This is a genomic window from Methanolobus sp., from assembly GCF_016278365.1.
GTDB lineage: Archaea > Halobacteriota > Methanosarcinia > Methanosarcinales > Methanosarcinaceae > Methanolobus.
The window spans coordinates 202144-227156 of record NZ_JADQBZ010000002.1; the positions used below are offsets into that span (position 1 = coordinate 202144).

22 protein-coding genes are annotated in these 25013 nt (G+C 42.8%); 6 read left to right on the plus strand and 16 right to left on the minus strand.

The features are described 5' to 3' along the window. Window positions 1-9: 9 nt before the first annotated feature. On the minus strand, window positions 10-1581 hold the full coding sequence (gene casA / locus QZZ22_RS01070) for a type I-E CRISPR-associated protein Cse1/CasA (RefSeq protein WP_292461759.1): 1572 nt from the start codon (window positions 1579-1581) through the stop codon (window positions 10-12). Window positions 1582-1605: 24 nt separating this feature from the next. Beyond that, window positions 1606-4356, minus strand: coding sequence for a CRISPR-associated helicase Cas3' (cas3, locus tag QZZ22_RS01075; protein ID WP_292461761.1), 2751 nt, complete (start codon window positions 4354-4356; stop codon window positions 1606-1608). Between the two features lie 196 nt (window positions 4357-4552). On the opposite strand from cas3, the gene csa3 reads away from it, so the two are divergent. Next, window positions 4553-5152 carry a CRISPR-associated CARF protein Csa3 gene (gene csa3 / locus QZZ22_RS01080; RefSeq protein WP_292461763.1) on the plus strand — a complete coding sequence of 200 codons (600 nt, stop codon included), beginning with the start codon at window positions 4553-4555 and terminating at the stop codon, window positions 5150-5152. Window positions 5153-5596: 444 nt separating this feature from the next. On the opposite strand, the gene QZZ22_RS01085 is transcribed toward csa3, so the two are convergent. Both QZZ22_RS01085 and QZZ22_RS01090 read right to left on the minus strand, forming a co-directional pair. Beyond that, window positions 5597-5959, minus strand: coding sequence for a hypothetical protein (locus QZZ22_RS01085; protein WP_292461765.1), 363 nt, complete (start codon window positions 5957-5959; stop codon window positions 5597-5599). A gap of 202 nt (window positions 5960-6161) precedes the next feature. Continuing rightward, a complete protein-coding gene (locus tag QZZ22_RS01090) occupies window positions 6162-6887 on the minus strand; it encodes a spore germination protein GerW family protein (RefSeq protein WP_292461767.1) in 726 nt (241 codons plus the stop codon). A 253-nt stretch (window positions 6888-7140) separates the two neighbouring features. On the opposite strand from QZZ22_RS01090, the gene QZZ22_RS01095 reads away from it, so the two are divergent. Both QZZ22_RS01095 and QZZ22_RS01100 read left to right on the plus strand, forming a co-directional pair. Continuing rightward, window positions 7141-8745 carry a PAS domain-containing sensor histidine kinase gene (locus QZZ22_RS01095; RefSeq protein WP_292461768.1) on the plus strand — a complete coding sequence of 535 codons (1605 nt, stop codon included), beginning with the start codon at window positions 7141-7143 and terminating at the stop codon, window positions 8743-8745. A 207-nt stretch (window positions 8746-8952) separates the two neighbouring features. Further along, window positions 8953-9738: a winged helix-turn-helix domain-containing protein gene (locus QZZ22_RS01100; protein ID WP_292461770.1), complete on the plus strand. Its 786-nt coding sequence runs from the start codon at window positions 8953-8955 to the stop codon at window positions 9736-9738. Window positions 9739-9753: 15 nt separating this feature from the next. Here the strand turns inward: QZZ22_RS01100 and QZZ22_RS01105 are convergent, their stop codons facing one another. Continuing rightward, on the minus strand, window positions 9754-11718 hold the full coding sequence (locus QZZ22_RS01105; protein ID WP_292461771.1) for a CheR family methyltransferase: 1965 nt from the start codon (window positions 11716-11718) through the stop codon (window positions 9754-9756). Window positions 11719-11792: 74 nt separating this feature from the next. Here QZZ22_RS01105 and QZZ22_RS01110 point away from each other — a divergent pair, with 74 nt between their 5' ends. Together QZZ22_RS01110 and QZZ22_RS01115 are read left to right on the plus strand one after the other, a co-directional pair. Next, window positions 11793-12179 (plus strand): IS5 family transposase, encoded by a 387-nt coding sequence (locus QZZ22_RS01110; protein WP_292461773.1) that lies wholly within the window; start codon window positions 11793-11795, stop codon window positions 12177-12179. Further along, window positions 12164-12595 carry a transposase gene (locus QZZ22_RS01115; RefSeq protein ID WP_292462171.1) on the plus strand — a complete coding sequence of 144 codons (432 nt, stop codon included), beginning with the start codon at window positions 12164-12166 and terminating at the stop codon, window positions 12593-12595. The genes QZZ22_RS01110 and QZZ22_RS01115 overlap by 16 nt, the downstream gene beginning before the upstream one ends. Here QZZ22_RS01115 and QZZ22_RS01120 read toward each other — a convergent pair. The 4 genes from QZZ22_RS01120 to QZZ22_RS01135 all read right to left on the minus strand — a co-directional run bounded on the left by QZZ22_RS01120 (window position 12554) and on the right by QZZ22_RS01135 (window position 17722). Continuing rightward, window positions 12554-13618, minus strand: a complete 1065-nt coding sequence (locus QZZ22_RS01120) for a chemotaxis protein CheB (protein ID WP_292461777.1) — start codon at window positions 13616-13618, stop codon at window positions 12554-12556. The two genes, QZZ22_RS01115 and QZZ22_RS01120, sit on opposite strands and share 42 nt — an antisense overlap. An 896-nt stretch (window positions 13619-14514) precedes the next feature. Further along, window positions 14515-15297 (minus strand): winged helix-turn-helix domain-containing protein, encoded by a 783-nt coding sequence (locus QZZ22_RS01125; protein ID WP_292461778.1) that lies wholly within the window; start codon window positions 15295-15297, stop codon window positions 14515-14517. Between the two features lie 134 nt (window positions 15298-15431). Beyond that, the gene (locus QZZ22_RS01130; protein ID WP_292461780.1) at window positions 15432-17174 is read right to left on the minus strand and encodes a sensor histidine kinase; all 1743 of its coding nucleotides are present in this window, start codon (window positions 17172-17174) and stop codon (window positions 15432-15434) included. A 35-nt stretch (window positions 17175-17209) separates the two neighbouring features. After that, complete coding sequence (locus QZZ22_RS01135; protein ID WP_292461782.1) at window positions 17210-17722, minus strand: response regulator; 513 nt, start codon at window positions 17720-17722, stop codon at window positions 17210-17212. Between the two features lie 148 nt (window positions 17723-17870). On the opposite strand from QZZ22_RS01135, the gene QZZ22_RS01140 reads away from it, so the two are divergent. Beyond that, window positions 17871-18146, plus strand: coding sequence for a MarR family transcriptional regulator (locus tag QZZ22_RS01140; RefSeq protein ID WP_292461783.1), 276 nt, complete (start codon window positions 17871-17873; stop codon window positions 18144-18146). Window positions 18147-18196: 50 nt separating this feature from the next. Here the strand turns inward: QZZ22_RS01140 and QZZ22_RS01145 are convergent, their stop codons facing one another. The 7 genes from QZZ22_RS01145 to QZZ22_RS01175 form a co-directional block, all read right to left on the minus strand. Then, on the minus strand, window positions 18197-18871 hold the full coding sequence (locus tag QZZ22_RS01145; protein WP_292461785.1) for a sensor domain-containing protein: 675 nt from the start codon (window positions 18869-18871) through the stop codon (window positions 18197-18199). A 129-nt stretch (window positions 18872-19000) separates the two neighbouring features. Continuing rightward, window positions 19001-19237, minus strand: a complete 237-nt coding sequence (locus QZZ22_RS01150; RefSeq protein ID WP_292461787.1) for a PLD nuclease N-terminal domain-containing protein — start codon at window positions 19235-19237, stop codon at window positions 19001-19003. Window positions 19238-19263: 26 nt separating this feature from the next. Then, window positions 19264-20478, minus strand: coding sequence for an ABC transporter permease (locus QZZ22_RS01155; RefSeq protein ID WP_292462173.1), 1215 nt, complete (start codon window positions 20476-20478; stop codon window positions 19264-19266). An 11-nt stretch (window positions 20479-20489) separates the two neighbouring features. Beyond that, entirely contained in the window at window positions 20490-21728 is a 1239-nt protein-coding gene (locus tag QZZ22_RS01160; RefSeq protein ID WP_292461788.1) for an LPXTG cell wall anchor domain-containing protein, read from the minus strand. A gap of 10 nt (window positions 21729-21738) precedes the next feature. After that, a complete protein-coding gene (locus QZZ22_RS01165) occupies window positions 21739-22449 on the minus strand; it encodes an ABC transporter ATP-binding protein (RefSeq protein WP_292461791.1) in 711 nt (236 codons plus the stop codon). A 127-nt stretch (window positions 22450-22576) separates the two neighbouring features. Beyond that, a complete protein-coding gene (locus tag QZZ22_RS01170) occupies window positions 22577-23791 on the minus strand; it encodes an ABC transporter permease (RefSeq protein ID WP_292461793.1) in 1215 nt (404 codons plus the stop codon). A gap of 3 nt (window positions 23792-23794) precedes the next feature. Further along, a complete protein-coding gene (locus QZZ22_RS01175) occupies window positions 23795-25009 on the minus strand; it encodes an ABC transporter permease (protein ID WP_292461795.1) in 1215 nt (404 codons plus the stop codon). Window positions 25010-25013 lie beyond the last annotated feature (4 nt).

The following is a 25013-nucleotide window of genomic DNA, read 5'->3' on the forward strand; positions in this document are numbered from 1 at the left end:
AATGAACATCTATTCTTTTGAGTTAGGCAATCCCAGAGTTTCCCTTATTTTCTTACCACCTTCTGAATTGTATCTTCTAAGATCTCTGCGAGCTATAGCCACTTTTTCGGGATCAACTACACTTAGCTGCATGGATTGAGAATATTCATCATACAATTTTACAGATACCTTTGATAGTGTCCGTACCCATTGAATTTTTAAATCCGCAACATCGGGGTTGTTTTCCAACTCTTGGATTAATTTATTCAAGACCCTGTAGAATTCAGGCTCGGTATCATGCCAGAAACGCGAATCGATAAAAGACATGTCACCTTTAATAGAATTGTCCTTAAATAGTGCCTGTTTGATACAGCTTCGGGTGTTGTACCCTATAATCTCAGCAGTCTTTACCAATTGAGATATGACAGATTCATACGAGAGTCTTATCTGATCAGGAACATTGAACAAAGGCATGGTATTTTCATACCAGCAACGAACTTTCATGTTATCGAAATCATAGCCAAATGTCCATAATTGAGGAGGATATTGGAAAACATCGTCTAGTTTGACAAGGTCTTGCTGCTTGTTAATAAACTTTTCAAGTGCTAGAGATGGATGCTGACCTCTTTCGGGATCGTTTTGAACAAGACCCAGCCAGTGACGATAAGTTATTCCTCCTGGCTGTGGGTGCCTTGGTAATAGGGCATCTTTAGTTTCACTATGAGGACTCAAAACATGACACCACCCTCCCTCATAGTTAATTCCATAATTCTTCGTAATGTAATCGGAAACAAGTCCATCAGAACTACAGCCGCACACGTCACAGAATCCTTCTTTAATATTATCAAAGTCAAGACTGATTCGACGTGGCATCCCCCAATACATCTGTTTTGGGTTTACATCCATAGGAGTTGTTTCCATCCCTTTTTTTTCACTTGTACGAGTAGGCTTCATCCAAGGAAAAATATCGCCGATTTGAGTTTTACTAACATCTCCTAATCTTTCAAAGTTTTCTTCAGTGATGACATTTAACCATATAGTTTGCCAGAGATTATTTCCTAGAACCAATGTTGTTAGTGGTCCTCCGCCTCGAAGGGAGGTACGATGACCTTGTCCACCAGAAGGTGCATTTAATTGCAGATTAAACAGTGCAGTTGCACAACACGGAATACACATTTTTGAGATATAATCTCTTTTTATGAAATGATCCGTGTTATCTTTCAGAGTTTTCTCACCTGGCATCTCCATTAACAACGCTTCCACACGGTTCTCAACCCCTTCAAACGATTCATAATCCTGCATAAAACGTTCATTTTCCCCATCCAGATTGAAAGCATCAGATACTTCCTCAAACATAACATGCAAATCATCTGTTTTTGGCGGATTGGTGAAATATTTTCTCCAACCTCTTTCATTTCTTGGAGACATTATGGTTTGTGCCAGGCCAATCAGGAACTGGATTAGGGAACCGTTAAAATCCGGACGTGATGCAGCCAGTGAAATAACCGGATTTGAATCTAGTTCATCAGTAATCTCCCATGGAGCTATTTTCTCCTTTTTGCCGTCCTGCCTTTTTACCCATATCCACTTTTCATTAATCAAGTTAAAAACCGTGTTATCACCAGCCTATTCTTTATTTATTCTAAGACCAATTTCTGAATTGTACGTTAACAATACTTGTTTTTTGTATTTGTTCAATGCAGAACCTTTCCAATTGATTCCATCGTCGGAAAACATAGGAATCAATAAACTCCATTTACCTTTGTCCTTCATCGAATCCTTAGATTTCTCTATTAACCCGTTCATTTCCTTGCCATAATCATCCACATACCTTATACGGCCACCACTGACGCTTAATTGACTCATATCCCATGAATGACCTTCAGAAAAAAACATGGGAACAAGAACTCCATTTTCAACTCTTAAAAGGCGAATAGTCACTGATTCTCCAAGGCGGGTAGGAATTACAACATCATCCAGCCACTGAGTACCTGAGCGCACGTAACCCTGCGACAGATTAAGGGATTTGAAATTAGCCATTGACGTTTGTGCCATTGCTTCCCCGTATGCCTTTTCGTCAAGAGCTTTCAGTTTTTCCGGGACCTTTTCGCTTGCATTTTCACCAAAAACACCTTCTATGAAATGTCTGCTTTCATCAGGCACTTTGAAACTTCCATGTTCAGAAAGCAGATGAGCCGTAAGCCACAACTGGCCGTGTGACTGGTAAACATGTGCTCCCTTTGGGAACATATCAGAGTACCAATCTTTTGAGACCAGATCTGTCAGTTTAGGCGAGAGGATTCCAAGAACGGGAGTGCCCCTTTCTTCATGCTCACCAATAGCACCGTTTGTATCACGGCAATGGCGCTGCAAACGTCCAGCCCGCTGAAAAACAAGATCAATAGGAACTAGATCCGTAACCATATAATCAAAATCAAGATCTAATGATTGCTCTACAACCTGAGTGGCAATCAGTACCTTGCTTCTGCGCTCCTGAACACCACTTGTTTTTCCAAACGAATTAAGAACTTCATTCTCAATCTTCAGGCGATCACCCATTGCATATCTTGCATGGAAAAGGATTACTGAATCTGTCCCTAGTAAAGATACAAGCCTGTTACAGGATTCAATTGCATCGTCTACAGTGTTGCGTATCCAACAACTGCATTTTCCTTCAGCAGAACACGACACAAGTTTGTCGATTACTGCAGATTCATCATTGAAAAGCTCAACATTTACGGTACGTCCGGTTCCTTCACGAGATTCTATTTTTGTCTCAGAAAAACCGGATTCGCAAACGTGTGTCAGGAGAGGATATTCTTCTTTTGAAATCCCCTCTATCGAGCATCCCAAACCTTTACAAAAATGAGATGCCAACTCTCTGCGGTGCTTTATTGGTAGTGTGGCGGAGAGAAGAATTGCACTTCCACCCATTGATGCGTGGAACTCTAAAAGGGTACATAGAATTCTGTGCATATAGGGATCATATGCATGGACTTCATCAACAATCAAAACGTTACGCGACAAGCCCAGCAATCTTAGAGACTGGTGATTTGAAGGTAGGACACCCATCAAAGCTTGGTCAATGGTCCCTACTCCTACATCAGCAAGTAAAGCTTTTTTACGGCTGTCAGCTATCCAAGCTGAACACTGGGCAGAAACCGTTTCATCTTCTTGCGAAAAGTTCCCCCGATCACTTTGAGAACTCCTAGTGCCAATAGATTTACTAAATACACCTGACAAATGGCTTTGACCATGTGCAAGCACCAATGAAGGAAAAGAATCGGGTCCATACAAGTTATTATAAAGATTCGCTAATCTTCCGTACATAGCATTCGATGTTGCCATTGTTGGTAGGCCGAAGTAAATTCCATTCTCTATGCCTTGCATCATTATTCTATGAGCTAAACATAAAGCTGACTCGGTTTTCCCGCTGCCTGTAATATCTTCCAATATGAAAAGCTGGGCACAATCAGCAATAAGACAGTTAGATACATATTCTTGCATCGGACTGGGGACTTCAATCTCTGGAAATAGCGTGTTAATTCCTGAATTTGGCGATACTAACGATGGAAGAATACCTGAGTCTGAAAGTGCTTTTTCTGCCGATGGCAAAGCATGTTCTTTCCAATACTCCTCTAATGGAATGAATTCGGATAAATACTTGAAGTGTTCGTTTGAAGAACCTATCCAATCACTTACAATCACGATACCTGCGAGTAACCAAGAAGTAATTTTGAATGCAGCCTCTATATCCTCAAACTCATATCCATAACCATCCGAACTTGAAAAAACATCGAATGCATTTTTTAGTAGGAGGGAAGATGTTTTTTTTATAAATGAACCTGCCATGTCGAGATCTTCTTCAGTGAATAAATCATTTTGATTTATTGAGAGACCATTGTTCATGTTTTTTGGAGGGTTTCCATGATGACCAGTTGTGGAAGTAATCCATGGAGTTAATAGGTCATTCCAATCATAGGAATCAAAAGAAGTTTTGTCAAGACAAAGCCAATTTTCATCCCATATTTTATCCCATAGTGCTTTCCACAAGTAGGAGCCCATGCTATCATGGCGAAGACTATAACTTCTTGTACTGTCGTGTCCTCTAAGATTGACTAATAACTCCGGCTGAAGATTTTGAAATCGTTCTGAGAATTTGCCAATATCATGGATTGCAAGGTAAAAAGATACCAAAGAAATGATTTGTTCATCATCCAATGGAAGATGTTCTTTCAGTTTTTTAAGGAGAAGAGGGTCTTTTCTCAACAAAAGATTACCTGAAGCAGCTACATCCAAGCAGTGGTATACCAACAAATGATAACGTCGATCCGCAGAATTCTTTGCAGTATCGGTTTTTCCCCAGTTTTTATACATTGTCACCAACCATATTAGATATTGTGGATTGTAGTCTATTAAATGGCTTATTAGATTAAATATTTAACAATAGCAATACTGTATACCCCTAATATATACTTTGCTATACTTGCTCTAAACAGTGACACATACAAACCTACTTATCACTACATATACCACTCACAAATATATAGTACCTATACGATATTATCATACAATGTCCCACCTAACGCTCATCACCACTCTCTACACCCTTGATCCTGTACTGTTCTGCATAACACGCCTCTCACCGACCAAGGTAATAATTCTCACAGAAGACGGAGCCGTGGACAAGAAAGTTCAGGCAGAGAATATGCTGGAGGCTACTTTCGGGAAGTTCATTGAGATTAAGAAACTCATTACCTCCCTGTACGATCCGGTGAGGGTTGCACTGGATGTGGCAGATGCCATCGAGAAGGAACATGATCTGGGTAACCAGGTAATGATCAACGTGTCGGGGGGCAGAAAGCCGCAGGCTTTCGGGACGCTGTTCGGGGCCTATGCACGTAGCGACATGGTAAAGCGGATCGTATATGTGACCGAGGAGGACAACTTCATGATAGAGTTCCCAATCTTGGGCTTCAACATCTCGCCCACCAAGAAGGCTATCCTGGAGCACATCAGGTTCGGGGAGAAGTCGGTCACCGCCATCGCCGTAAAGGTAGGCATCTCTAGGGGCATGGCCTACAACCACATCCGGGAACTCAAGGACATGGGCTACATATCCGACGAGGACGGATTCAGCATAACCGACTCCGGCAGGCTTGCAGTCATCTGAAATCAAAACATAGTTGAATTTTCTCATCATCGCCACCATTTATCTAAAGCTCAACACACCTACTGTGGTTCAATATCTTAGTGATCTAAAAGCACATAGCCCTCCACCCGGATAATGTGAAAATGTCCCGAAAGGCAGCATTACACCCCTTACGGTCAGAAAAGATGATATCTAACCTGTTCAATATAAAACACGCAAACGTAGAAAAATTGTACCTGGTGGGACAAACCCACCCGATGTTCTGGAAAAAGTCGCCCATTCTACCCACAACGCATATATAAAGAAAAATACTGTTCTACCATGTAGGCTTTTTACTGTGTTGCCGGCCCCCAACCTCGGCGTAGAATCATTCAATATTTTTTAAATTAGACCGGTTTCTCCAGAAGTTCAGGAAACAAAATATCCTAAACTTCAGTTAAGGGTACGGAGTCCTGCAAGTAATAATTAAAGAGTTTCTTTCCCCCATTCCACCGAGTCCGGGCTATCAAATATCAATGACAGGTTTACCCCCCTGTTGATCATATCCGAGAACAGCTCAGGAAAGCCAGGGTGAAGACCGGCCGCAACCATGCGGAATGATTTTGAATAAAGAGAGTTTTCATGAGCCTGCTTGTTGTAGTCATAGATATCAGAAAAGTAAGGTTGTATGACATTGCAGCGATTAACTTCATGCAACTTTCTCAGCAAAAACGGAGGAATAAAATCCGGTTTCCGGTTCAGCCAATAGCTATCAGCACTATTAATGAACTCCTCAGGAGTTAAAAGAGGTGTCAGTTCCTCTGTAATTAACTCCCCAATACGAGTCAACCTGTAAACACCGTTTTCTCCTGATGAGATAGCACTCCTCAAGCAACTGAATGATAGAATGCAGCTGTTCTTTAGTTGTTTCCATGGATATTACTAGTCCGGCAAGATCTGCCGGACCTTCATCCAGAAATAAAAGTAGAGAACAGAGAAAAGTGTAGGTATGGTTATTAAAAATAGTACACTAAAATAGCGTAAGGGGAGTTTAAGCTCCCCCCCTGCCACCGAAGGATTGGCTGCTTCCACCTGAGCCACCTTCTTCCAGTGATCGGCTTCCAAAAGCCTGCTTGTTCTCTTCGGAAGGTTCTTTTTCACCAAATGGCTGGCTGCTTTCGCTTTCAGATTCACCTTCAACCTTTCCTCTCAGCTCTTTTGCTTTCCTACTTACCTCTTCAGCGCCATGCCTGACTTTTTCAGTCATTGAGCCTTCCTCAGATTGCATATCCTTCATTCTCTGACTTATCTTTCCTGCGCCCTCTTTGACCCTATCGGTCATCGAAGTTTTTCCTTCCTCAGACCGCTTCTCTCGCCTTTCCCTGATCTTTTTATTAACATCTTCGGCCATGTGGGTGCCGGCATCCTTTACTCTGGATGCGGCATAAGGCAGTCTGCTTGCCAGTTCAGGGATCACGTCTATAATGCTATTGAAACTGCTTCTACCCGACAATGTGAGCAAACGGACATCTTCTTCCGAGATCACAACAAAACCAATAGGTTCCATGTTAACCCCGGCATATCCTCCACCGGCGTACCCTGCCTGCCCGCTTTCCTGATGATTTTCCCCGCCAGCACTCCCGAAACCGGCAGAAACTTTCATTATCGGCATTATGGTCTTCCCTTCCCAGGTAGTGGGTTCACCAATCAGTGTCTTGGTATTCACTATGCTCTCAGTTTCATGAGTTATTTCTTTGATTATTTCATCTAACCCCATATCTACTCCCCATTTATACAAAGTGTTTTTTGTATAATAGTTGATTATGTCCTTATAGTTTAAAAGTGAATCTGCAATATATATTAAAATTTGATAGGTGTATAAAAATAAGCATACAGACCAGGTATTTACAGACAATTTGGCAAGAGGATTGATTTGTATCAGACCTATACCCATTTAGCGAATTCTCACAAAACTTAAGTACTTCAAAAGTTAATAAATATATAAACTTAATAATGGATTTTTTGTAAGCATGAATTCTAAAAATACTGCCACCGATAAAAAACATTCAAATGCAAAAAGGACGAACACATTCCTCAGATCCAGGGTCCGGCATCTTAGCAAAGAGCTTGAAATAGTCAGAAAAGAACTGGTAAGAACACAGGATTTCTACAACGAGCGCCTGGAGAATCTTAATGATGTAGTTTTTACTATCGACAACGAGGGCATATTCACTTATCTCAATTCAGCCATCGAAAATATGACGGGGTATAAAAAAGAAGAGGTCATCGGAACACCATATGCGCGGTATATTCATCCTGAAGACCTTCCCGGACTTGTGGAAGATATCCGGTTGACAATCGCCGGTGAGAGAAAACCCTATATGTTCCGTGTTATAAGAAGATCGGGAGATATCAGTTATGTGCATACTACATCCCGTCCTATCATAAGCCACGGAAAAGTTACAGGCATAAATGGCCTGATGGTAGATATCGCCCTGCTCAAACAGATTGAAATGAACCTTCGGCAAGAAAGGGATAAAGCTCAAAAGTATCTTGACGTTGTAGCCGTCAGCATACTTGTCACAGATATAAATGGAAACATAATCCTGATAAATAGAAAAGGTTGTGAGATCCTCGGATACAAAGAAAGCGAGCTTGTAGGTAAGGACTATTTCAATATTATCCTGCCGGAAGATACCAGGGAAACTGCAAGAGAAGAGTATCGGAAACTAATGAAGAGTGAAACATCCCTCAATGTATCTTTTGAATCACCTGTCCTGACAAAGGATAGGGAAATAAGGACATTTGAGTGGAGTAATATACTGCTGGAGGACACAAATGGCAACATACAGGGGCTTCTGGCCTCAGGTAATGATATAACTGACAGGAAAAAAGCTGTAAAAGCCATTTTGATGGCAAAGGCCCTTTCGGACAATGCCTCCCAGATGAAAAAAGATTTTATAACCACCATGAGTCATGAACTGAGAACTCCCCTCAACCATATCATAGGATATTCTGACATTCTTTGTAAAGGTGACCTTGGGCCCCTTAATACTGAACAGAAGAGTTGCATGGATATTGTTGCCAGAAGTGGAGGGCGATTGCTGATGCTTATTAATGCCATCATAGAGCACTCCCAGATTGAAGAAGGAAAGATGGGAACAGAGAAAAAAGACTTCCTTCTCCTGTCTGTTATTAAAAATATAGAAGCTTCTACAATGCCGCTTGCACAACAGAAAGAGATAGACATACATTTTAATTTAGAAACTGGCATAAAAAAGATATATTCTGACGAAAGTAAATTCAAAACAATCCTTTATGACCTTATCAGCAATGCAATCAAATTCACTCCTGCGAAAGGAACGGTCACTATAAAATTCGTTTCAAGAAGCAAAGGTACCCTGACAGTCATTGTTGAGGATACAGGCATCGGCATATCCGCAGAGAACCAGAACAAGCTGTTCAAACCTTTTTCCCAGATTGACTCATCCCTTACAAGGAATTTTGATGGCGTTGGGCTTGGATTATATATTGCAAAAGAATTTACAGGAATGATTGGAGGAAATATACAACTGGAAAGTAAACCTGGTAAAGGGAGCATTTTTACGTTCACTATTCCAGTTGACAGGCAGTAAAAACACTAAATACTGAATTGTTCCTGCCTTCTCTGCGATCCAAATATTAAAAGAGGTCAATTTAGCGTGTAGATTTGTATGGAATGCTCTCTTCCAAACCATGCAATCTTGAATTTTTTCCAATATCATATCCATATATTTGTACATATCACTTATGATCCGAGAAAAATCTTATATGCGTTCATTATCATTTAAATGTGAGACAAGATGAAAAGACCGATTGTTGAAATACTGCTTTCATCAGAGAAGAGAAAAAAGACACTTATGCTATTACAGGATGGGCCCAGGGAGATGGAAGCTATCCTGAGATCACTGGATACAACCAGAACAGCGCTGCTTCCACAGATGAAAGTATTAAAGGAAAGGCACCTTGTATCCCAGCACGATGACATTTATGAGCTGACTACAATTGGGAAATTGATCGTCAAGGAAATGGCATCCTTTTTAAAAATTGCGGAGACATTTGGCGAGAACTCAGATTATTTAGGAACACATTGCATTGATTTTATTCCGGAGTATCTTTTAGAGAAACTACCTCTACTTGGTTCTTATGATGTAATTAACATTCCCATATACGAGATGTTCAATCCGGATATAGAAATGTACCAGAAAGCCTTGAAGTCGAAATACTGGTTTGAGGCCAGTTCTGTTCTCTACCCCACATTTCATGACTTTTACGTTCAGATGATAGAACATAACATAGATATATCGGTCATTATCACCCGGGACTTTTACGAAAAGGCTAAAGAGGATTATTATGATCACTTAAAAGAGATAGTTGATCTTGAATTCATCTCACTATACGTATATCCCGGTGATCTTGGTTTTGCATCTCTTATTGTTACTGATGAATGTATTCGTTTCAGACTGTTCACACACGAGCATATATTAGATAGTAAGAAACTGCAGATATGTGGACCTGCTGCCCTTGAGTGGGGAAAAGAACTGCTTGAATACTACAGGCAGCAATCTACAATTATAACTCAGGTCTAAAGATGTTTGGTCTATTCAGTATTTTATCTGACGCTCAGTGGTAGATACTGAATAAACATTACCATCCTCATCTGCCAGAGGGGTAGATGTCACCCACACATCTATTATACGGCCGTCTTTAGTGAGTCGTTGGGTACGATAAGTCTGCGGGATCTCAGCCTGAATTAGCTTTTTCAATGTAGCTGATTCTTCGTCTTTTCGGTCCTCCGGGATCATGCTGCTAATATTCATAGAAAGTGCTTCATCTTCGTTCCAGCCATACATATTCTCAGCCATAGGGTTCCATGCCATGATGTTACCCTCCATATCCTGCAGAACTATAGCATCCACAGAGTCCTGCACCACCACGGACAGGCGGCGCAGTGTCTTTACCTGTTCCTCCTGCTTCTCCTTTAGTCTGGTGATCTCAGTAAATGTGATCACAGCACCTTCAACTTCATTTTTCAAGGAGAGATATGGCCGGATGGCCATGACATACCATTCACCTGCATCAGTACTGACTTCAATATCCACAGGAACAAGGCTATCCAGCATGCCCTGTATGTCCGGTATCAGATTGTTATAGCCTGATATGTTTGAAACGGTATGCTTGATAGGCCTTCCTACATCTGTAGGTATCAAATTGATCACTTTCGTGGCTGCAGGTGTAAAGCGCCGGATACGCAACTGGTTATCCACAATAATAATACCCACATTTGTTGAAGCCAGTATCTTGTTCGTCTCCTCATTAGCTTCAGACAGCTCTCCAATCTTGGTCTGCAGTTCATTGTTTACAGTGATCAATTCCTCGTTGACGGATTGCAGTTCCTCCCTGGAAGTCTCCAGCTCCTCGTTCGTGGATTGGAATTCCTCGTTCATGGACTGCATCTCTTCATTGGAGGATTTGAGCTCCTCATTGGAGATTTCCAGTTCCTCATTAGCAGATTTGAGATATTCCTCTGTGGTCCTCAGCTCTTCTTTCAAGGCTGCAACGCTTTCCTCCTCGCTTTCGTTAACTGCATCTTTCTCTTTATGGAGTACGGGTTCTGAAGGTATTTCAAAGGTGACAAGGAACAGTTTTTGGTCACCAGCCTCTTCTAAAGGTCGCACTTTTAAATTGACGATGGTAAAATCACCATTTGTCTTAACCCGAAGTCCGGAACGGGTTACCTGCTCTTTATGGACCACTGACTTGCGCAGGGCTGCAGTCAAAGCCTCCTTAAGCCCTTTACGCGCCATCTTCAGGATATTTTGACTAGGCTCACCTGAAGGTAATCGTAGATATGGACCGGTCTCTCCCTGGAAATAGAGGATATCACCACGTTCGTCGACCAGCACACCTGCCGGAGCGTACTCCTGCAGCATCCTTTTTTCTGTCAGTTCACGCAATTGAAGTTTATTGCCGCCTGAAGGTTTTCTTGAGGGTTCCTGCGGTATACCTTTTCCCTGGGAAGATGAAAGGAAAGTTTCTATCGAATAGGGGCGGGGAATCGCTTTGCTTTGATATAGCCGGGACTGGCGGTCTACTGTATCAAAGAGATTAGAGAATTCTCCAATGCTCTCGGAAGAGCCAAGTAATAGGAATCCACCCGGATTCAGCGCATAATGGAACATAGGAATGAGCTTATTCTGCGTTTCCCTGTTCAGGTATATCAGCAGGTTACGGCAGCTGATCAGGTCCATTTTGGAGAACGGAGGATCCATGATCAGATCCTGTTCTGAAAAGATGATCATATCGCGGATGTTCTTTTCAATGCTATAGGTGTCGAGTTTGGGATCATGGACAAAATAGCGCTTTAGTCTTTCAGGTGAGACATCTGCTGAAATATTGGCAGGATACACGCCTTTGCGGGCCTGCTCAATTGTCCGGCTATCAATATCGGTGGCAAACATCTGTACCTTATATTTTTGCTTCAGCTTTTCCATCTGTTCCTGAAGAAGAATGGCGATTGAGTATGCTTCTTCTCCGGTGGAGCAACCTATCACCCAGACGCGGATCATCTGGCCTGGAGATTTATTGAGCTGGTTTCATAAGTATAAATACTCCTTTTCCCAACATTATTATGGGGATTTGAATGGGGTTTGAAGAACTCTCAGATGAACAGTGGAAGTTTATTAAACCGTTTTTACCACCACAACCTATAACCGGAAGAAAGAGAGCTGATGACCGTAAGGTCATCAATGGCATTCTGTTTGTCCTGGCTACAGGTTGCAGGTGGAGAGACCTGCCACCTTGCTATGGTTCGGGTGTTACTGCGTGGAGAAGGCTGAAAAAGTGGTCAGAAGAAGGAATATGGGAACAGATCATAGAATCCCTTCGGGATTCCGCTTACCATGATTCTAAGTTCTCAATGGAAACGGTGTGTGTTGATAGCAGTTTTATAGAAACTAAAAAAGGGGAGAAGATTCCGCTTACAACGGCCACAAGAAAAAGAAAGGTATTAAGATTCATGCTTGTGTAAGTTGCGAAGGTTTTCCTCTTACAATTCAAATATTTTGCGGGAAAGATTATGATAATCATCATTTCCTCGAACTTATGAAAGATGTCAAGATAAGAACCGATGGAAGACCAAGAACAAGACCACTAGAAGTTCTGGCAGATCCGGCTTATGATGATGTGAAGATAAGACAGTATCTAAGGTCTAGAAGGATACAAAGTAACATTCCAATGAATCCCAGAAATACGAAAACAAGGAAAAGGGGAAGACCTACAAGATTTGATTCTGTATCCTACAATCGAAGAGGAGCGATTGAACGATTTTTTGGATGGCTAAAGATGAGATTTAGAAGATTGGTGATTAGATATGAAAGACTTAACGTAGTGTTTAAAGGACTTTTAGATATTGCATGTTTTATGGTGAGTTGGAAAAAGATATAAGGGGGGTTTTGAAACCAGCTCATTGTTAAAGAGAGTGGGAATCGCATGTGTCTGAAGCGCTTCAAAGACCTTGGAATTACGGAAGAAACTTGTGACACCAATTAACAGGTCAAGGAAAAGTGCCTCTATTTCCTCAGGTTTCTGTTGCAAGTAGTGCGCGTACCCGTCTATACGTTTTATATTGTTGACGATCATGCGACGCCTGATACGTCGGTCTATGGTCTTATGTTTATATTGGGAAAAGTCGTGGCCCGTCTGAGTGAGCAACAGATGGAAGATACTTTTCATCGCTTCCTCAGTACTGGGAGAGGACTGGAATTCATCTTCATACATATGAGATACATATTCCCGGAGTTTAGCTGGCATCTCGCCCGGTTTCAGGATATAGTCGACCAAACCTGTGTCAATAGCACTTTTCGGCATTCCGTTATATTCACTATGTTCCGGGCTTTCCGCCATTACCATACCGCCTTCAGCCTTGATAGCCCGCACACCCATTGTGCCATCACTGCCGGTGCCCGAGAGCACAATACCAATAGCACACTCCTTCTGATCAGATGCAAGAGAACGGAAAAAAGAGTCTATAGGCAGACGATAGCCATGTTCCTCAGCCGGCTCTAACAAATTCAAGAGACCATCTATAATGACCATATCCCAGTTGGGAGGAATAACATATACATTATCGGGTTTTACAACCATCCTGTCCGTGACTTCATATACCTGCATTTTTGTATAACGCCTGATGATATCGGAGAGCATACTTTTATAATCTGGTGCCATGTGTTGCACCAGAACAAAGGCCATGCCTAATTTATCATGGGATATCGCTGAAAAGAACTCCTCAAATGCAGATAGCCCACCGGCAGATGCTCCAATGCCTACAATAGGGAACTTGCCATTGGAGAAGCCTTGAGCATCCTGAGAAGGTTTGTTATTTTCAGATGTCTCTAATGTAGCAGATCCTGATTCCTTTTTTACGACTTGCGCCTTCTTTTCGCTTGTAGCTTTCTTGTTTGCAACCATAGTATTAATCCTTGAAATGCAGATTTCCAGGGTAAGTATACAATAACAGGATGTACTCCAATGATATTATGATAATATTCTATTTGCTTACTATTAGTAATCTTTCTCATTCTCCTGATAAATGCTTTACTTTAAATTATAGCAGGGAATCAATGCAAGAGACTAATTCTGTTAAATAAAAATAATTGGGAACTTGGTTAAAATAAGACATTGGATTTTCAATGATAACTCGAGGTAATTGAATAGTCGGTAGTTTTATATGAACTACTTTATATTTATAATAAAAAATGAAACTATCTTGAAATATGACGTATAAATACTGTTGCGAATTTCCATATAATGCCCAGCGCATCAGTAAGCAATTTTAAACTTGCTAATTAAGACCTTAATGTAAAAAGAGTAACCTAATAAAAATAACATTACCTCTGTTATTAATCAGAGGTTAGGTTAAATATAACAGGTTACTTATTACAACTTGCGGGCAATGGGGTGCTCGCAAACGCGGGAGTGGATTAATCGAGAGATGTTGGGGAACATCTCGGATTCGCAAGGAGAGAGGCGCCTTAAAGCGTGGTGGTTTCCAGGCGCCTCATCCTACCTCTCAATTGAAACTAGGGGTAAAAGTGCTTAATGGTATAAAAACCATTCATGGTAAAAGTTATTTGATCTTGCTCAATCGTTTATTCACTTACGATTGATTAATTAACGTGGGTTTCAAGTCGAGACAATGTTATATTACCCTTACATATTATTTTTTAATGAGATTATAATTTCAGTTTGCTTTATCCTTATCTTTACAAGTAGTAGGGTTCACGTAAAGTTATCCGCTCTGTAATTCATTTGAAATCAGTTTGATCTCAGAGAAAAGAGAGAACGATAGTTGAATTTAATAGGAATTACATTTCAGTTATTGGTGTTGAATCTTTCAGATAATGATCAAAGAGGTCTTTTCCCCATTTAAGCGCATCTTCTGTACTGCATAAGATATACTTGCTATCAAAGTCACCATCTTTCTTTAGTGGGTTTATGACAATATGATAATCATCAAATGTAAAGAACAGGAAATTCATTTTTTTGTTGTAAACATATAGTTTAAAATAGCCACTTTCGATGACTAATTTGAAGTATTCATAATATTCAGTTCTTACTTTATCCAACAGATTCCCAGACACAATATAATTTATAGTTATGCCATTCTCTATCATCTCAGTGAATCTTGTTTGATAATCCGGATAAAAAGTGTTACCAACTGAATAGACTGACTCGGTTATTTTATGTTCATGATATCTTTTGTGCATAGAATACAAATCTGTCAGGCGAGGGTTTATAATCTCATGGCTTCTCAGCTCATTAATTCTTTTAAGCAGATCAGGTGGAATAAAATCAAAGTTATGAGTACCCCAGTACTCAGTATCTACATCCAGAACTTCAAGAGTATCCACTAACGGGCTCATCTCATCAACTAACAATTTACCAATGGTTGTCAGGTCATAGCTATCATCAGAGTGAGTAACCAGATAATGCTCCTGAAGTATCTTTACTTGAGGTAGTAGTGCCTGCCTGTTAGTTTCAAGAGCCTTGAGGAGGGTCCCCATCTCCTTTTTGCCATCCTGTAATAATAAGAGCATATTCTTTCTCTTTTCAGATGCAAACATTACATCAAGCAATGATCTTTTCATTTGCTGCACACCCTCTAAACCACTTATAACCTCACCTGCAATATTATTATTTCTGTGAAATTACTTATAGTAATTCTATCTGACCTTATATAATTAATTCAATTGATTATTTCGGAACTGCAGAATGATAGAACTTAACTCTGCGCCTTTTTTAGAGTGAGAATAAATTTGCTACCCACACCAGGCTTACTCTCAACTCTTATCGAGCCGCCCATACCTTCAACCAGACCTTTTGTGATTGCAAGCCCAAGACCACAACCTCCTGCAGTGCGGGTTGAGGTGCTGTCTATCTGGTAGAACTTATCGAATATGTGCCCGACATGAGATGGATCGATACCTATACCCGTATCACTGACAACTACCTCGATGTTATCACCGGAATCTTGTGCAAGAACAGTTACAGCCCCACCCCTTTGAGTGAACTTGACAGCGTTGTTCAGGAGGTTGACAAATACCTGGATGAGCTTATCCCTGTCCGCAATGACTGCCGGAAGAGACTGAGGCATATCCACCCTGAGGACAACTCCTTTGCTTTCAGAGAGACGGCGAATGTTTTCAATTGAATGGTCAAGAGCCTCCGGCAGGCTCACCGGTTCCATATTGAATTTAATCCTGTTGGATTCGATCCTGGAAATGTCCAGAAGGTCATCGACCAGTCTTGCCTGCCTGTCAACATTGCGTACTATGAGTGCAAGCAGTTGATTCCTGACAGCGGGCTCACACCGGTCCTCCAGCAGGAACTCACTCGAAGTTTTCATGGCAGTCAAAGGAGTCTTGAGTTCATGCGAAACCATGGACAGGAACTCATTCTTCAGCCCGTCAAGTTCCTTGAGCTTTATATTTGCAGCAGTCAGTGATTCATTGGATTCCTGGAGTTCACTGGTCTTTTTCTCAACTTCCCTCTCAAGGGTCTTATTCCAGTTAAGGAGAATAATATAGACCTGGGAACTCACAAACAGGATGAAGAGCACAGAAACCGCGGCCACGGTGAACAGTTTTACATAAACAGATAGAATAATGTCATCAACAGCATCTCCAGGGCTAGTAAGACCTACAGACCATCGTTGATTGTACCAGTTTATAGGGGAATAGGAAACCAGCACATATTCACTGCCATCAGTAGTTTCCTGCCAGTATTTACCATTGCCCATCATTCCCCCCATCTGTGCTTCAAGGACATGCAGGCGGTCAGTATCATTCTGATCAATATGGTCAAGATAATTTGTGCCTTTCTCATAGGTGCCTGACTGATCGTAGAGTATCATGCCTTTATCGTCTACAATATAGACATAATTACTGCTGTCCGAAGTGGTTTCAAATTGTGTTATAATGTTCTCATCCGAAACAATTCCGAGGATAGAACCCCTGAACTGTCTGTTCTCAAACACCGGGACCCATACATAAGCTCCGAAAATACCTTCCATCGTATTCACTGGTTCGGAGATATAAACCTCTCCTGTATCCCTGACATGTTCAAATGCCCAAGTCATATTGTTAGAATAAAGGTTGAAACCTAAAGGCACATTCTCCACAGGATAACCTGAAACGACAGTGCCATTTGCATCTATGAACTCCAGCACGTAGTAAATATCAGCGACCTCATATACCGTTTCAAATTCAGACCTGAACAGGTCATCAGGAACACCCTGCTGTTTCTGTGCCACCACCTCCAGCAGCAGCACTCTTTCATTGAGCAGTTCCCCGATAGAGTATGAGACATATTGAGTAAGGATGAGCTGCTGAGTCTGGTATTGTTCTTCTACGATGGACCGGACCTCATCGTTAGCCCTCATCCAGAAAAAGAAGATAGAACCTACCAGCAGTAGCACTATAACTGCAAAAACAACGAGACTCCATCTATTTTTTTTGTTTAACATAAGGTCAATATACAAAAAGAAGTGAGAAATAAGGATTAGACAGTGCCTCTTCTGAGAACTATCCTGATACGGGCTTTCAGTTCCTTGAGGTTGAAAGGCTTTGTGATATAGTCATCCGCTCCCATTTCAAGTCCTTCCACTTTATCATCGACCTCTCCTTTTGCGGTCAGCATGATGATAGGTATATGCCTGGAAGCCGGGTCAGCTTTAAGAAGTTGGCATACTTCAAAACCATCCATACCTGGCATCATAATATCAAGAAGGATTATGTCAGGATTTTCAGATTTTGCCTTCATGAGACCTTCATATCCATCAAGAGCCTCTATAACATTATAGCCCTCTGTTTCAAGCGCTAATTTAAGTGCGGTTGATGCGTCAATTTCCTCATCCACGATGAGGATCTTCTCACGTGTGTCAGACAGAAAAGCTATCCTCTGGCTGATAAGGCTTTCATCCAGTCCAAGTGACATGGCAATCTCCTTATCTGTCATGTGTGGGTTCTGCTCCATCAGTGCCAGGATCTTAGGGTCAATGTTTTCAGTATTCATGGTGATACTACCCAAGCTGTGAATAAGTATAGCAGGATGATGCTATTAAAACCTTTCCAAATATCAAAGGGTTATATCTTAATTAGACCAGTCGTCCAAATTAAAGAAAGTATTATAACCCATCAATGAATATCTAAGGTACGATACAATGGATGCACTGGAAGAGATATTTGGAAAGACAGCCCAGATGACCGTTCTGAAAAACCTGATACAGCATCAGAACGAATCAACTTATCTTTCAGGGATAGCAGAAGAGACAGGTCTGTCCCATTCCAGTGTGGCAAGAGTTATCGCACCCCTGATTAAAACTGGAATCGTTATTGAGAAACCTCTGGGTAAGCAGATACGCACTTTCCGCCTGGACCTTGATAATGAAAAGACACAATTAATACTTGATTTTTACAACAGGCTGAACGAAAGATAATTGACTTTCAGAATCTATCTCTTTCAAGGATATCAAGCTGGATAATACTTCTACATTTCCTGCATTGCAGAATCCTCCTTCTTCTGCGAAATCCCAAGCATCAGTAATGCAAACCTCCCAGAGAGCTTTGCAAGGAAATTCATTACATGCAGGGATAACAATCCTGCCGGGATTCCTGCAAAAAAGGCTACCAGAGAGAATTCTAATGTATACCAGGGCATATCCGGGGTGGAAGGATACCCAGCATAATACATAAGAGGAGACATCAAAAGGAACAAGGTTACAGCTAGCATTAATATTGCCAATGCAAGCGAGAATATTCCCAGGGGGAATTTCATGAACAGGAACAATAACGCCTTCCATGTAACAGGGTTCCTTAACTTGACTATCCATCTCTCAAACAGGCTATCTGCTTCAAGCTGCTCGCGGGACATCGGAGGCATCTTCATACCAAGCAGCCATTCGGCAAGCTGGCGTTCAAAGGATGCCATTTCCCACCAGGCAAGGAGGACAAGCATCAGAATAGGGATACCTATCCAGATGCCTACCAGATGGAAGCCCAGTGACAGTCCTGTAACCAGGAATACAAAGTAAGCTGTGCCAAGAGGGAACGTGAACAGCAGGTAGAGCATATTCATATAGGTCTGTCTTCTGAAAGCTACAGCTACAAAGTCAACTGCATACTTTTGTGCTAAACCGACTGCTGTGTTAATTATCTCAAGCATTTTATCTTATCCATATATCCGGCAGAGATACTGGCATCGCCGGCACATCATCTGCTTCTGCTTTCCTTCCCATGTGCTACCCGATAGAAGCCAGGCTCTATCCAACTTGCTCTGCAGAAATACTGCTCTTTATTCCCCGAGCTCACGTATGCGCTTTGGTCTTCTGACCAGGAAGTAGACCAAAGCACCAAGCAGGTGCGTGAATATTATGATCAATATCCAGATCAGCTTGTCATTGCCTGATGAGGGCTCTTTTGTCGCGCAGTCGATGAGCATCCATATCCAGAAAAGGGTCCCGATGATGCCCACCCCAAAGAAGAGGAAGAACATCAGAAAGGGAAGCCCTATATACAACATATCGAACATTTTACCTCCACTATTTTTTGAATATTTTATTCATGCCTCAGAGCATCCACGGGATTCATCTTTGCAGCCTTGTTTGCAGGATAGACACCTGCAACAAGTCCTACGATAATAGATACTGCAACCCCGATGAAGATCATATCCAGCGGGAACACGTGAGGCATGCCCATTGCACCGACAACCACGTAAGCGCCGATAACTCCGAGTGCTGTGCCAAAGATACCACCGATAAGACCTACAACCATGGATTCCACAATGAACATGGAGAGAACCTCATGGTTCTTGTAGCCGAGTGACTTCATTATGCCTATCTCGCTTGTTCTCTCGGTTACCGTCACCAGCATGATATTCATGATACCGATAGATCCAACTATTAGGGATATCAGCGCAACAGCCGTCAGCAATGATCCGAGTGCCCCTGACAACTGATCGACCTGCTCCAGTATTTCCTCCTGATTGAGAAGGGAATAAGGTTTAGCATCTTCGTTATCCAGGTCACGTGCCGGGACTCCGAGGTTCCTGGCAAGCCTGCGATCCACTTCATCAGTTACGTCGGAAATGCTTTCCATGTTCTCTGAGGCAGCAAAGAAACCCCAGTAATAGTTCTCTCCCATTATCTCATTCATTGTGGCAATGGGAATGAATATTCTCACATCGGGTTCAATACCACTCTGGACGAATGAGGTTTCCGGGCTGGATATTATGCCTTTTACCTTGAACTTCTGGGTAACAACTTCCCCGTTAGCTTTCACAAAGGTCATCTCAATGGTATTCTTCTCTGAGATGAAACGGTCAAACTTTTCGTATGCAACGTCATGCCCCAGTACAGCCACATACTTGTCATTATCAGTGAGGAAACTTCCGGATTCCATCTGGATATTTGCTACTTCCTCATAGTCTTCTGAGACACCCTGCACAGATATCTGCCGGGTAGTGGAAATATACTTGACTTCTGCCACCTGCTGGCTGACAGGAGAAACACCCGTTATCCCAGGCGTGCCCCTCACCAGTTCAAGCTCGTTATCATGAAGCAGGTTGGAAGTCTTGCTCTCTATTATGATGAAATTATTGCCTACCGAACCTATCTCTTCGGTGAAGTACTGACTAAAGCTTGCACCAAGGGAGACATTGGCGATGACCGCGGCAACGCCTATGACTATTCCGAGCGTTGTCAGGGCCGAGCGCATTTTTGCGCTTCCAATGCTGCCAAGAGCTATCTTTATTGATTGTTTCAGGCTCAGCATAAGGCATCCCATCACTTATTGTTCTGTTTCTTGCGCCTGTAAAGAACCATTCCGGGAAGACCTAACAACAACGCCAGTCCGATAGCTGTGACTGCAAGAGTGCCGGTGTTGCTATTGTTTTCCTGCACTATACTGGCATTACGTGTGCCGACCTGATTGCTGTGGCTGTTCATGCCATTCCTGTAGTCGACCTCGATTGACAGGGGAACTGAGGATTCGGTGCCGGTACTCCGGGCTTTGATCTGGATAGTGAAAAGCTCATCAGAACCCATGGATCCGATATAATATTCCTCGGGAGAGAACTCAAGATCATCCGACACCAGCCTGACACTCACTGAATTGAGAGTATTGGGATGACTGTTGGCCACATCAAATTCAAAAACACCTTCTCCATTGGTGATGATCAGCGGCTTGGAAGGGATGACCTTGATAGCAGATGAATCTACCTTGACAGGTATCCTCCAGTTGTTATTGTATGCATGGGAGTTACCGACCATGTAGAAGTCCAGATAGTACGTCCCATCCTCTACATTATCATCTATCCGGATATTATAGTTAAGAGTGATAGAGTCACCCGGACCTATAACACCCGAGCCTGCATAAGTGTCACTTATGACCGTGATCCCATCAGTTCCCCTCAGAGTTGCGGACTGGACTCTGGCATTGGTATCATAATCGTTTCCATCAATTGTAACAGAGCTGGTTGTGGCTGTATTCTGTAGAGTGAAACTCACAGTTCCCCTGTCACCAGGCATAAAGACTGTCGGATCGCTGGATATATCGCTAAGCTGGATGGTACCCTTGCTGTCAAAAGTATTGGAACCTACTCTGAGGTCAACGGTCTTTTTGAACCAGGCATCCCCGTCGTCTGCCTTATAAAATATATCTATGCTGCCGGTGCCTACCTTGGCATTCTCATCCACGAACAGCCGGTACTCATGAACGACTGCTTTTTCAGGAGTCAGTATCCCAATGAATTTAATCGCGTTCTTATCGGAGTCAAGGGAGAACGGATAGTCAGGTTCGATCTTCAGGGAAACAGCATCCGCACGACCATAACCGATATTCTCTACCTTGACACGGACATCCACATATTTGCCTATCTCGGCAGGATATGGGTCATAGTCCAGCACGTCCACTTTCAGATTTGCACCGGAACTTGCAGATACCGGTGTGAATAATGTAAATATCATTCCAAGGCAGATCAATGTTCCCAGGATCTTTCTTATAATATCGTTTATCTCAGTCATCAGAACCACTTCAGTTGTTATTTATATATCCGTCTTTTATGAGCACGACCCTATCTACATATTTTTGCATCTCAGGGTCGTGTGTGATCATTATTATTGTGCATCCCTTACGGTGCAATTCCGAGAAAATACCCAGTATTTCCTCACTTGTCTTTGAATCCAGGTTACCTGTCGGCTCATCAGCAAGGATAAGGGAAGGTTCATTTATCATGGACCTGGCTATAGCAACTCTCTGGCGCTGCCCTCCTGAAAGCTCCGTTGGCCTGTGATACATACGGTCATCAAGACCAACCAGCTTTAGCAGGTCTTTTGCCCTTTGCGGAGCATCGTGTCCCTTTTTTGAATTGGAGTAAGTAGGAAGCAGTACATTCTCGTATGCACTCAGCCTTGGTATGAGATTGAAGCTCTGGAACACAAAACCGATCTCAAAACCCCGAAGCTCTGCAAGCTCGTTGTCAGAGACGGAACATGTATCCTTTCCCATGAGCACGACCTTGCCACTTGTAGGCCTGTCCAGGCATCCGATCATGTTCATCAGGGTGCTCTTGCCGGAGCCGGATGGACCCATTATAGCAACAAATTCCCCTTTCTTCACGCAGAGATCGATTCCGTGGAGGATCGGGACTTCCATATCCCCCAGACGGTAGCTCTTCTTTAGATCGCAGATATCGATCACAACTGTGCTTTCTGAAACTGAACTCTCCAAGTTCTTGCCAACCATGCATATACCTCTAGTAACCAGTCGAAAAGCTCGCCTATTTTTCGACAGGTTAGACTATTATGACTAAGTACTTAAGAGTTTCTATAAATCGCCCGGTTTGCCTAATTACAAAAGAGTAAAACCAATATTATTCATGTCTTAAGGCTTCCACGGGATTCAGACTGGCGGCCCTGCTGGCAGGATAGACACCTGCAACCAGGCCGACAATGACTGATATGAAAAAGCCCAGGAAGATCAGGTACATTGGAAAGATGCGTGGGATATTCAGATAGGTCTCGACTATGAACGAACCTGCCATTCCCAGAAGGGTTCCCAGGATACCTCCTATCACACCTACAACAATGGATTCCAGCATAAAGAGTGTCAGGATGTCATATCTGGCATAACCCAGGGATTTTAACAGACCAATCTCCTTTGTCCTCTCGGTCACAGTCACAAGCATGATGTTCATAATGCCAATAGAACCTACAAGCAGAGCCACCAGAGCTATTATCGTTATCAGTATGGTAAGGGAATTGGAAAGCATGTCAAGCTGCTCCAGGATATCTGCCTGGTTGAATATACGATATGGCTTTGCATCCTCATTGTCAAGGTCCCGCGCAGGGACACCGAGATTGCGGGCAAGACGCCTGTCCACTTCCTCTGACACCGACCTTACTGATTCCGCGTTTGCAGTCTTTGCAGAAAAGCCGCTGTAGTCATCCACATCCAGAATATCATTCATGGTCTGGATCGGAATATATATGCTCACGTCCCTGTCAGGCCCGCCCTGGACAAAAGTATTGTCCTCGCCTGCCAATACGCCTTTGACCCTGAATTTTCTGGTCACGGTCGTACCGTCATTCCTGCGGAAAGTGATATCCACGTAATTCTTGACAGGTACATTCCGGTCAAATTTCTCTTCAGCTACATCTTTCCCAAGGACAGCCACATACCGGTCCTTGTCTGTGAGAAAACTACCGGATTCCACATGCAGGTTGGATATTTCCTGTGCAGCCGCACTCACTCCCTGGACATCTATCTGCCGCGTCGAGGAAAGATAAGTCACAGCAGCTGTCTGCTGATTAAAAGCCGAAGCGCCCACCACACCCGGAGTATTCTTTATCACTTCAAGCTGGGCGTCATAGAAGATATTCACATCCTGACTGTATATGATTATGAAATTGGAACCAAGCGAACCAAGTTCATCAGTGAAATACTGGTTGAAGCTGGCGCCAAGCGAGACATTGGCAACTACTGCTGCCACACCTATGATAATACCAAGTGTGGTGAGGGCTGAGCGCAGCTTTGCGCTCTTGATGCTTCCAAGAGCTATGACCAATGCCTGCCTGATATCTATCATATATTAGTCCTTCCTCAGTGCTTCGACCGGGTTCATCCTTGCCGCCTTATTGGCAGGATAAACACCTGCTATCAGACCAACACCTACAGCTACCACAAAACCAATAGCAATCTGTCCTATGGGGAAGATGTTAGGCAACTCAAGGTAACTGTTCACCGCCAGAGCTGCGGTAACTCCTAATGCAACACCAAGCACACCACCTATCAGACCCACTACCATCGACTCTATAATGAACAGCACCAGGATATCCTTTTTAGTGAATCCCAGAGCCTTCATCAGACCTATCTCCCTGGTCCTTTCAGCAACTGTTACTAACATAATGTTCATTATACCGATGGAACCTACCATGAGCGAAATAAGTGCAACAGATGTCAGAAGGGATGTGAGGGCCGTAGATAACTGGCCTGTTTGTTCCAATATCTCAAGCTGATCAAAGAGCACATAGGGTTTTGCATCATCATTATCAAGGTCCCTGTTTGGCACCCCGAGACTGCGCGCCAGACGCCGGTCTATTTCGTCCCCGGTGGTTTCAACAGCTTCGAGACTTTCAGCTTTGATAAAAAAACCGCCATAATAGTTGACCCCGAGTATCTCATTCATGGTGGCGACAGGTATGAAAATACGAATCTCCGGTTCGACTCCGGTCTGTGCAAACGTGGTATTGGGATCCTGTATCACACCCTTGACTATGAATTTCTGGGTGACGACACCTCCGTCCTCACGCCTGAAGGTGATCTCTATTGGATTCTTAACCGATATCCTCGTATCAAATTTTTCGTTTGCCACATCCGCACCCAGCACAGCCACATACCTGTCATTGTCGTCCAGGAATTCCCCCGATTCCATTATTATATTGGCGACCTCGTCATAGTCCTCGTTCACTCCCTGGATATCTATCTGCCGGGAAGTGGAAAGATAGGTTACCCTCGCCATCTGCTGATTTATGGGAGACACCCCAACCACCCCCGGAGTATTGCTTATAAGTTCAAGTTGGTTATCAAAGAAGATGTTAGTGTTCTGGCTGTAGATGACAATGAAATTGGACCCCACAGCACCGATCTCATCAGTAAAGTACTGGTTGAAGCTGGCACCAAGGGTAACATTAGCTATCACGGCAGCGACCCCGATAACTATACCCAGCGTCGTGAGGGCCGACCTGAGCTTAGAACTGCTGATGCTTCCCAATGATATACTGAAAGACTGCTTCAGACTCAGCATTGAT

What these genes read in the sequence shown, in the direction of transcription:
- QZZ22_RS01125 (WP_292461778.1), bottom strand. Translation starts at nt 15,297, where the DNA reads ATGAAAAGATCATTGCTTGATGTAATGTTTGCATCTGAAAAGAGAAAG.
- QZZ22_RS01145 (WP_292461785.1), bottom strand. Translation starts at nt 18,871, where the DNA reads ATGCTTGAGATAATTAACACAGCAGTCGGTTTAGCACAAAAGTATGCA.
- QZZ22_RS01095 (WP_292461768.1), top strand. Translation starts at nt 7,141, where the DNA reads ATGAATTCTAAAAATACTGCCACCGATAAAAAACATTCAAATGCAAAA.
- QZZ22_RS01170 (WP_292461793.1), bottom strand. Translation starts at nt 23,791, where the DNA reads ATGATAGATATCAGGCAGGCATTGGTCATAGCTCTTGGAAGCATCAAG.
- QZZ22_RS01165 (WP_292461791.1), bottom strand. Translation starts at nt 22,449, where the DNA reads ATGGTTGGCAAGAACTTGGAGAGTTCAGTTTCAGAAAGCACAGTTGTG.
- QZZ22_RS01175 (WP_292461795.1), bottom strand. Translation starts at nt 25,009, where the DNA reads ATGCTGAGTCTGAAGCAGTCTTTCAGTATATCATTGGGAAGCATCAGC.
- QZZ22_RS01110 (WP_292461773.1), top strand. Translation starts at nt 11,793, where the DNA reads ATGGGGTTTGAAGAACTCTCAGATGAACAGTGGAAGTTTATTAAACCG.
- cas3 (WP_292461761.1), bottom strand. Translation starts at nt 4,356, where the DNA reads ATGTATAAAAACTGGGGAAAAACCGATACTGCAAAGAATTCTGCGGAT.
- QZZ22_RS01135 (WP_292461782.1), bottom strand. Translation starts at nt 17,722, where the DNA reads ATGAATACTGAAAACATTGACCCTAAGATCCTGGCACTGATGGAGCAG.
- QZZ22_RS01130 (WP_292461780.1), bottom strand. Translation starts at nt 17,174, where the DNA reads ATGTTAAACAAAAAAAATAGATGGAGTCTCGTTGTTTTTGCAGTTATA.
- QZZ22_RS01090 (WP_292461767.1), bottom strand. Translation starts at nt 6,887, where the DNA reads ATGGGGTTAGATGAAATAATCAAAGAAATAACTCATGAAACTGAGAGC.
- QZZ22_RS01120 (WP_292461777.1), bottom strand. Translation starts at nt 13,618, where the DNA reads ATGGTTGCAAACAAGAAAGCTACAAGCGAAAAGAAGGCGCAAGTCGTA.
- QZZ22_RS01160 (WP_292461788.1), bottom strand. Translation starts at nt 21,728, where the DNA reads ATGACTGAGATAAACGATATTATAAGAAAGATCCTGGGAACATTGATC.
- QZZ22_RS01100 (WP_292461770.1), top strand. Translation starts at nt 8,953, where the DNA reads ATGAAAAGACCGATTGTTGAAATACTGCTTTCATCAGAGAAGAGAAAA.
- csa3 (WP_292461763.1), top strand. Translation starts at nt 4,553, where the DNA reads ATGTCCCACCTAACGCTCATCACCACTCTCTACACCCTTGATCCTGTA.
- QZZ22_RS01105 (WP_292461771.1), bottom strand. Translation starts at nt 11,718, where the DNA reads ATGATCCGCGTCTGGGTGATAGGTTGCTCCACCGGAGAAGAAGCATAC.
- QZZ22_RS01150 (WP_292461787.1), bottom strand. Translation starts at nt 19,237, where the DNA reads ATGTTCGATATGTTGTATATAGGGCTTCCCTTTCTGATGTTCTTCCTC.
- QZZ22_RS01155 (WP_292462173.1), bottom strand. Translation starts at nt 20,478, where the DNA reads ATGCTGAGCCTGAAACAATCAATAAAGATAGCTCTTGGCAGCATTGGA.
- QZZ22_RS01140 (WP_292461783.1), top strand. Translation starts at nt 17,871, where the DNA reads ATGGATGCACTGGAAGAGATATTTGGAAAGACAGCCCAGATGACCGTT.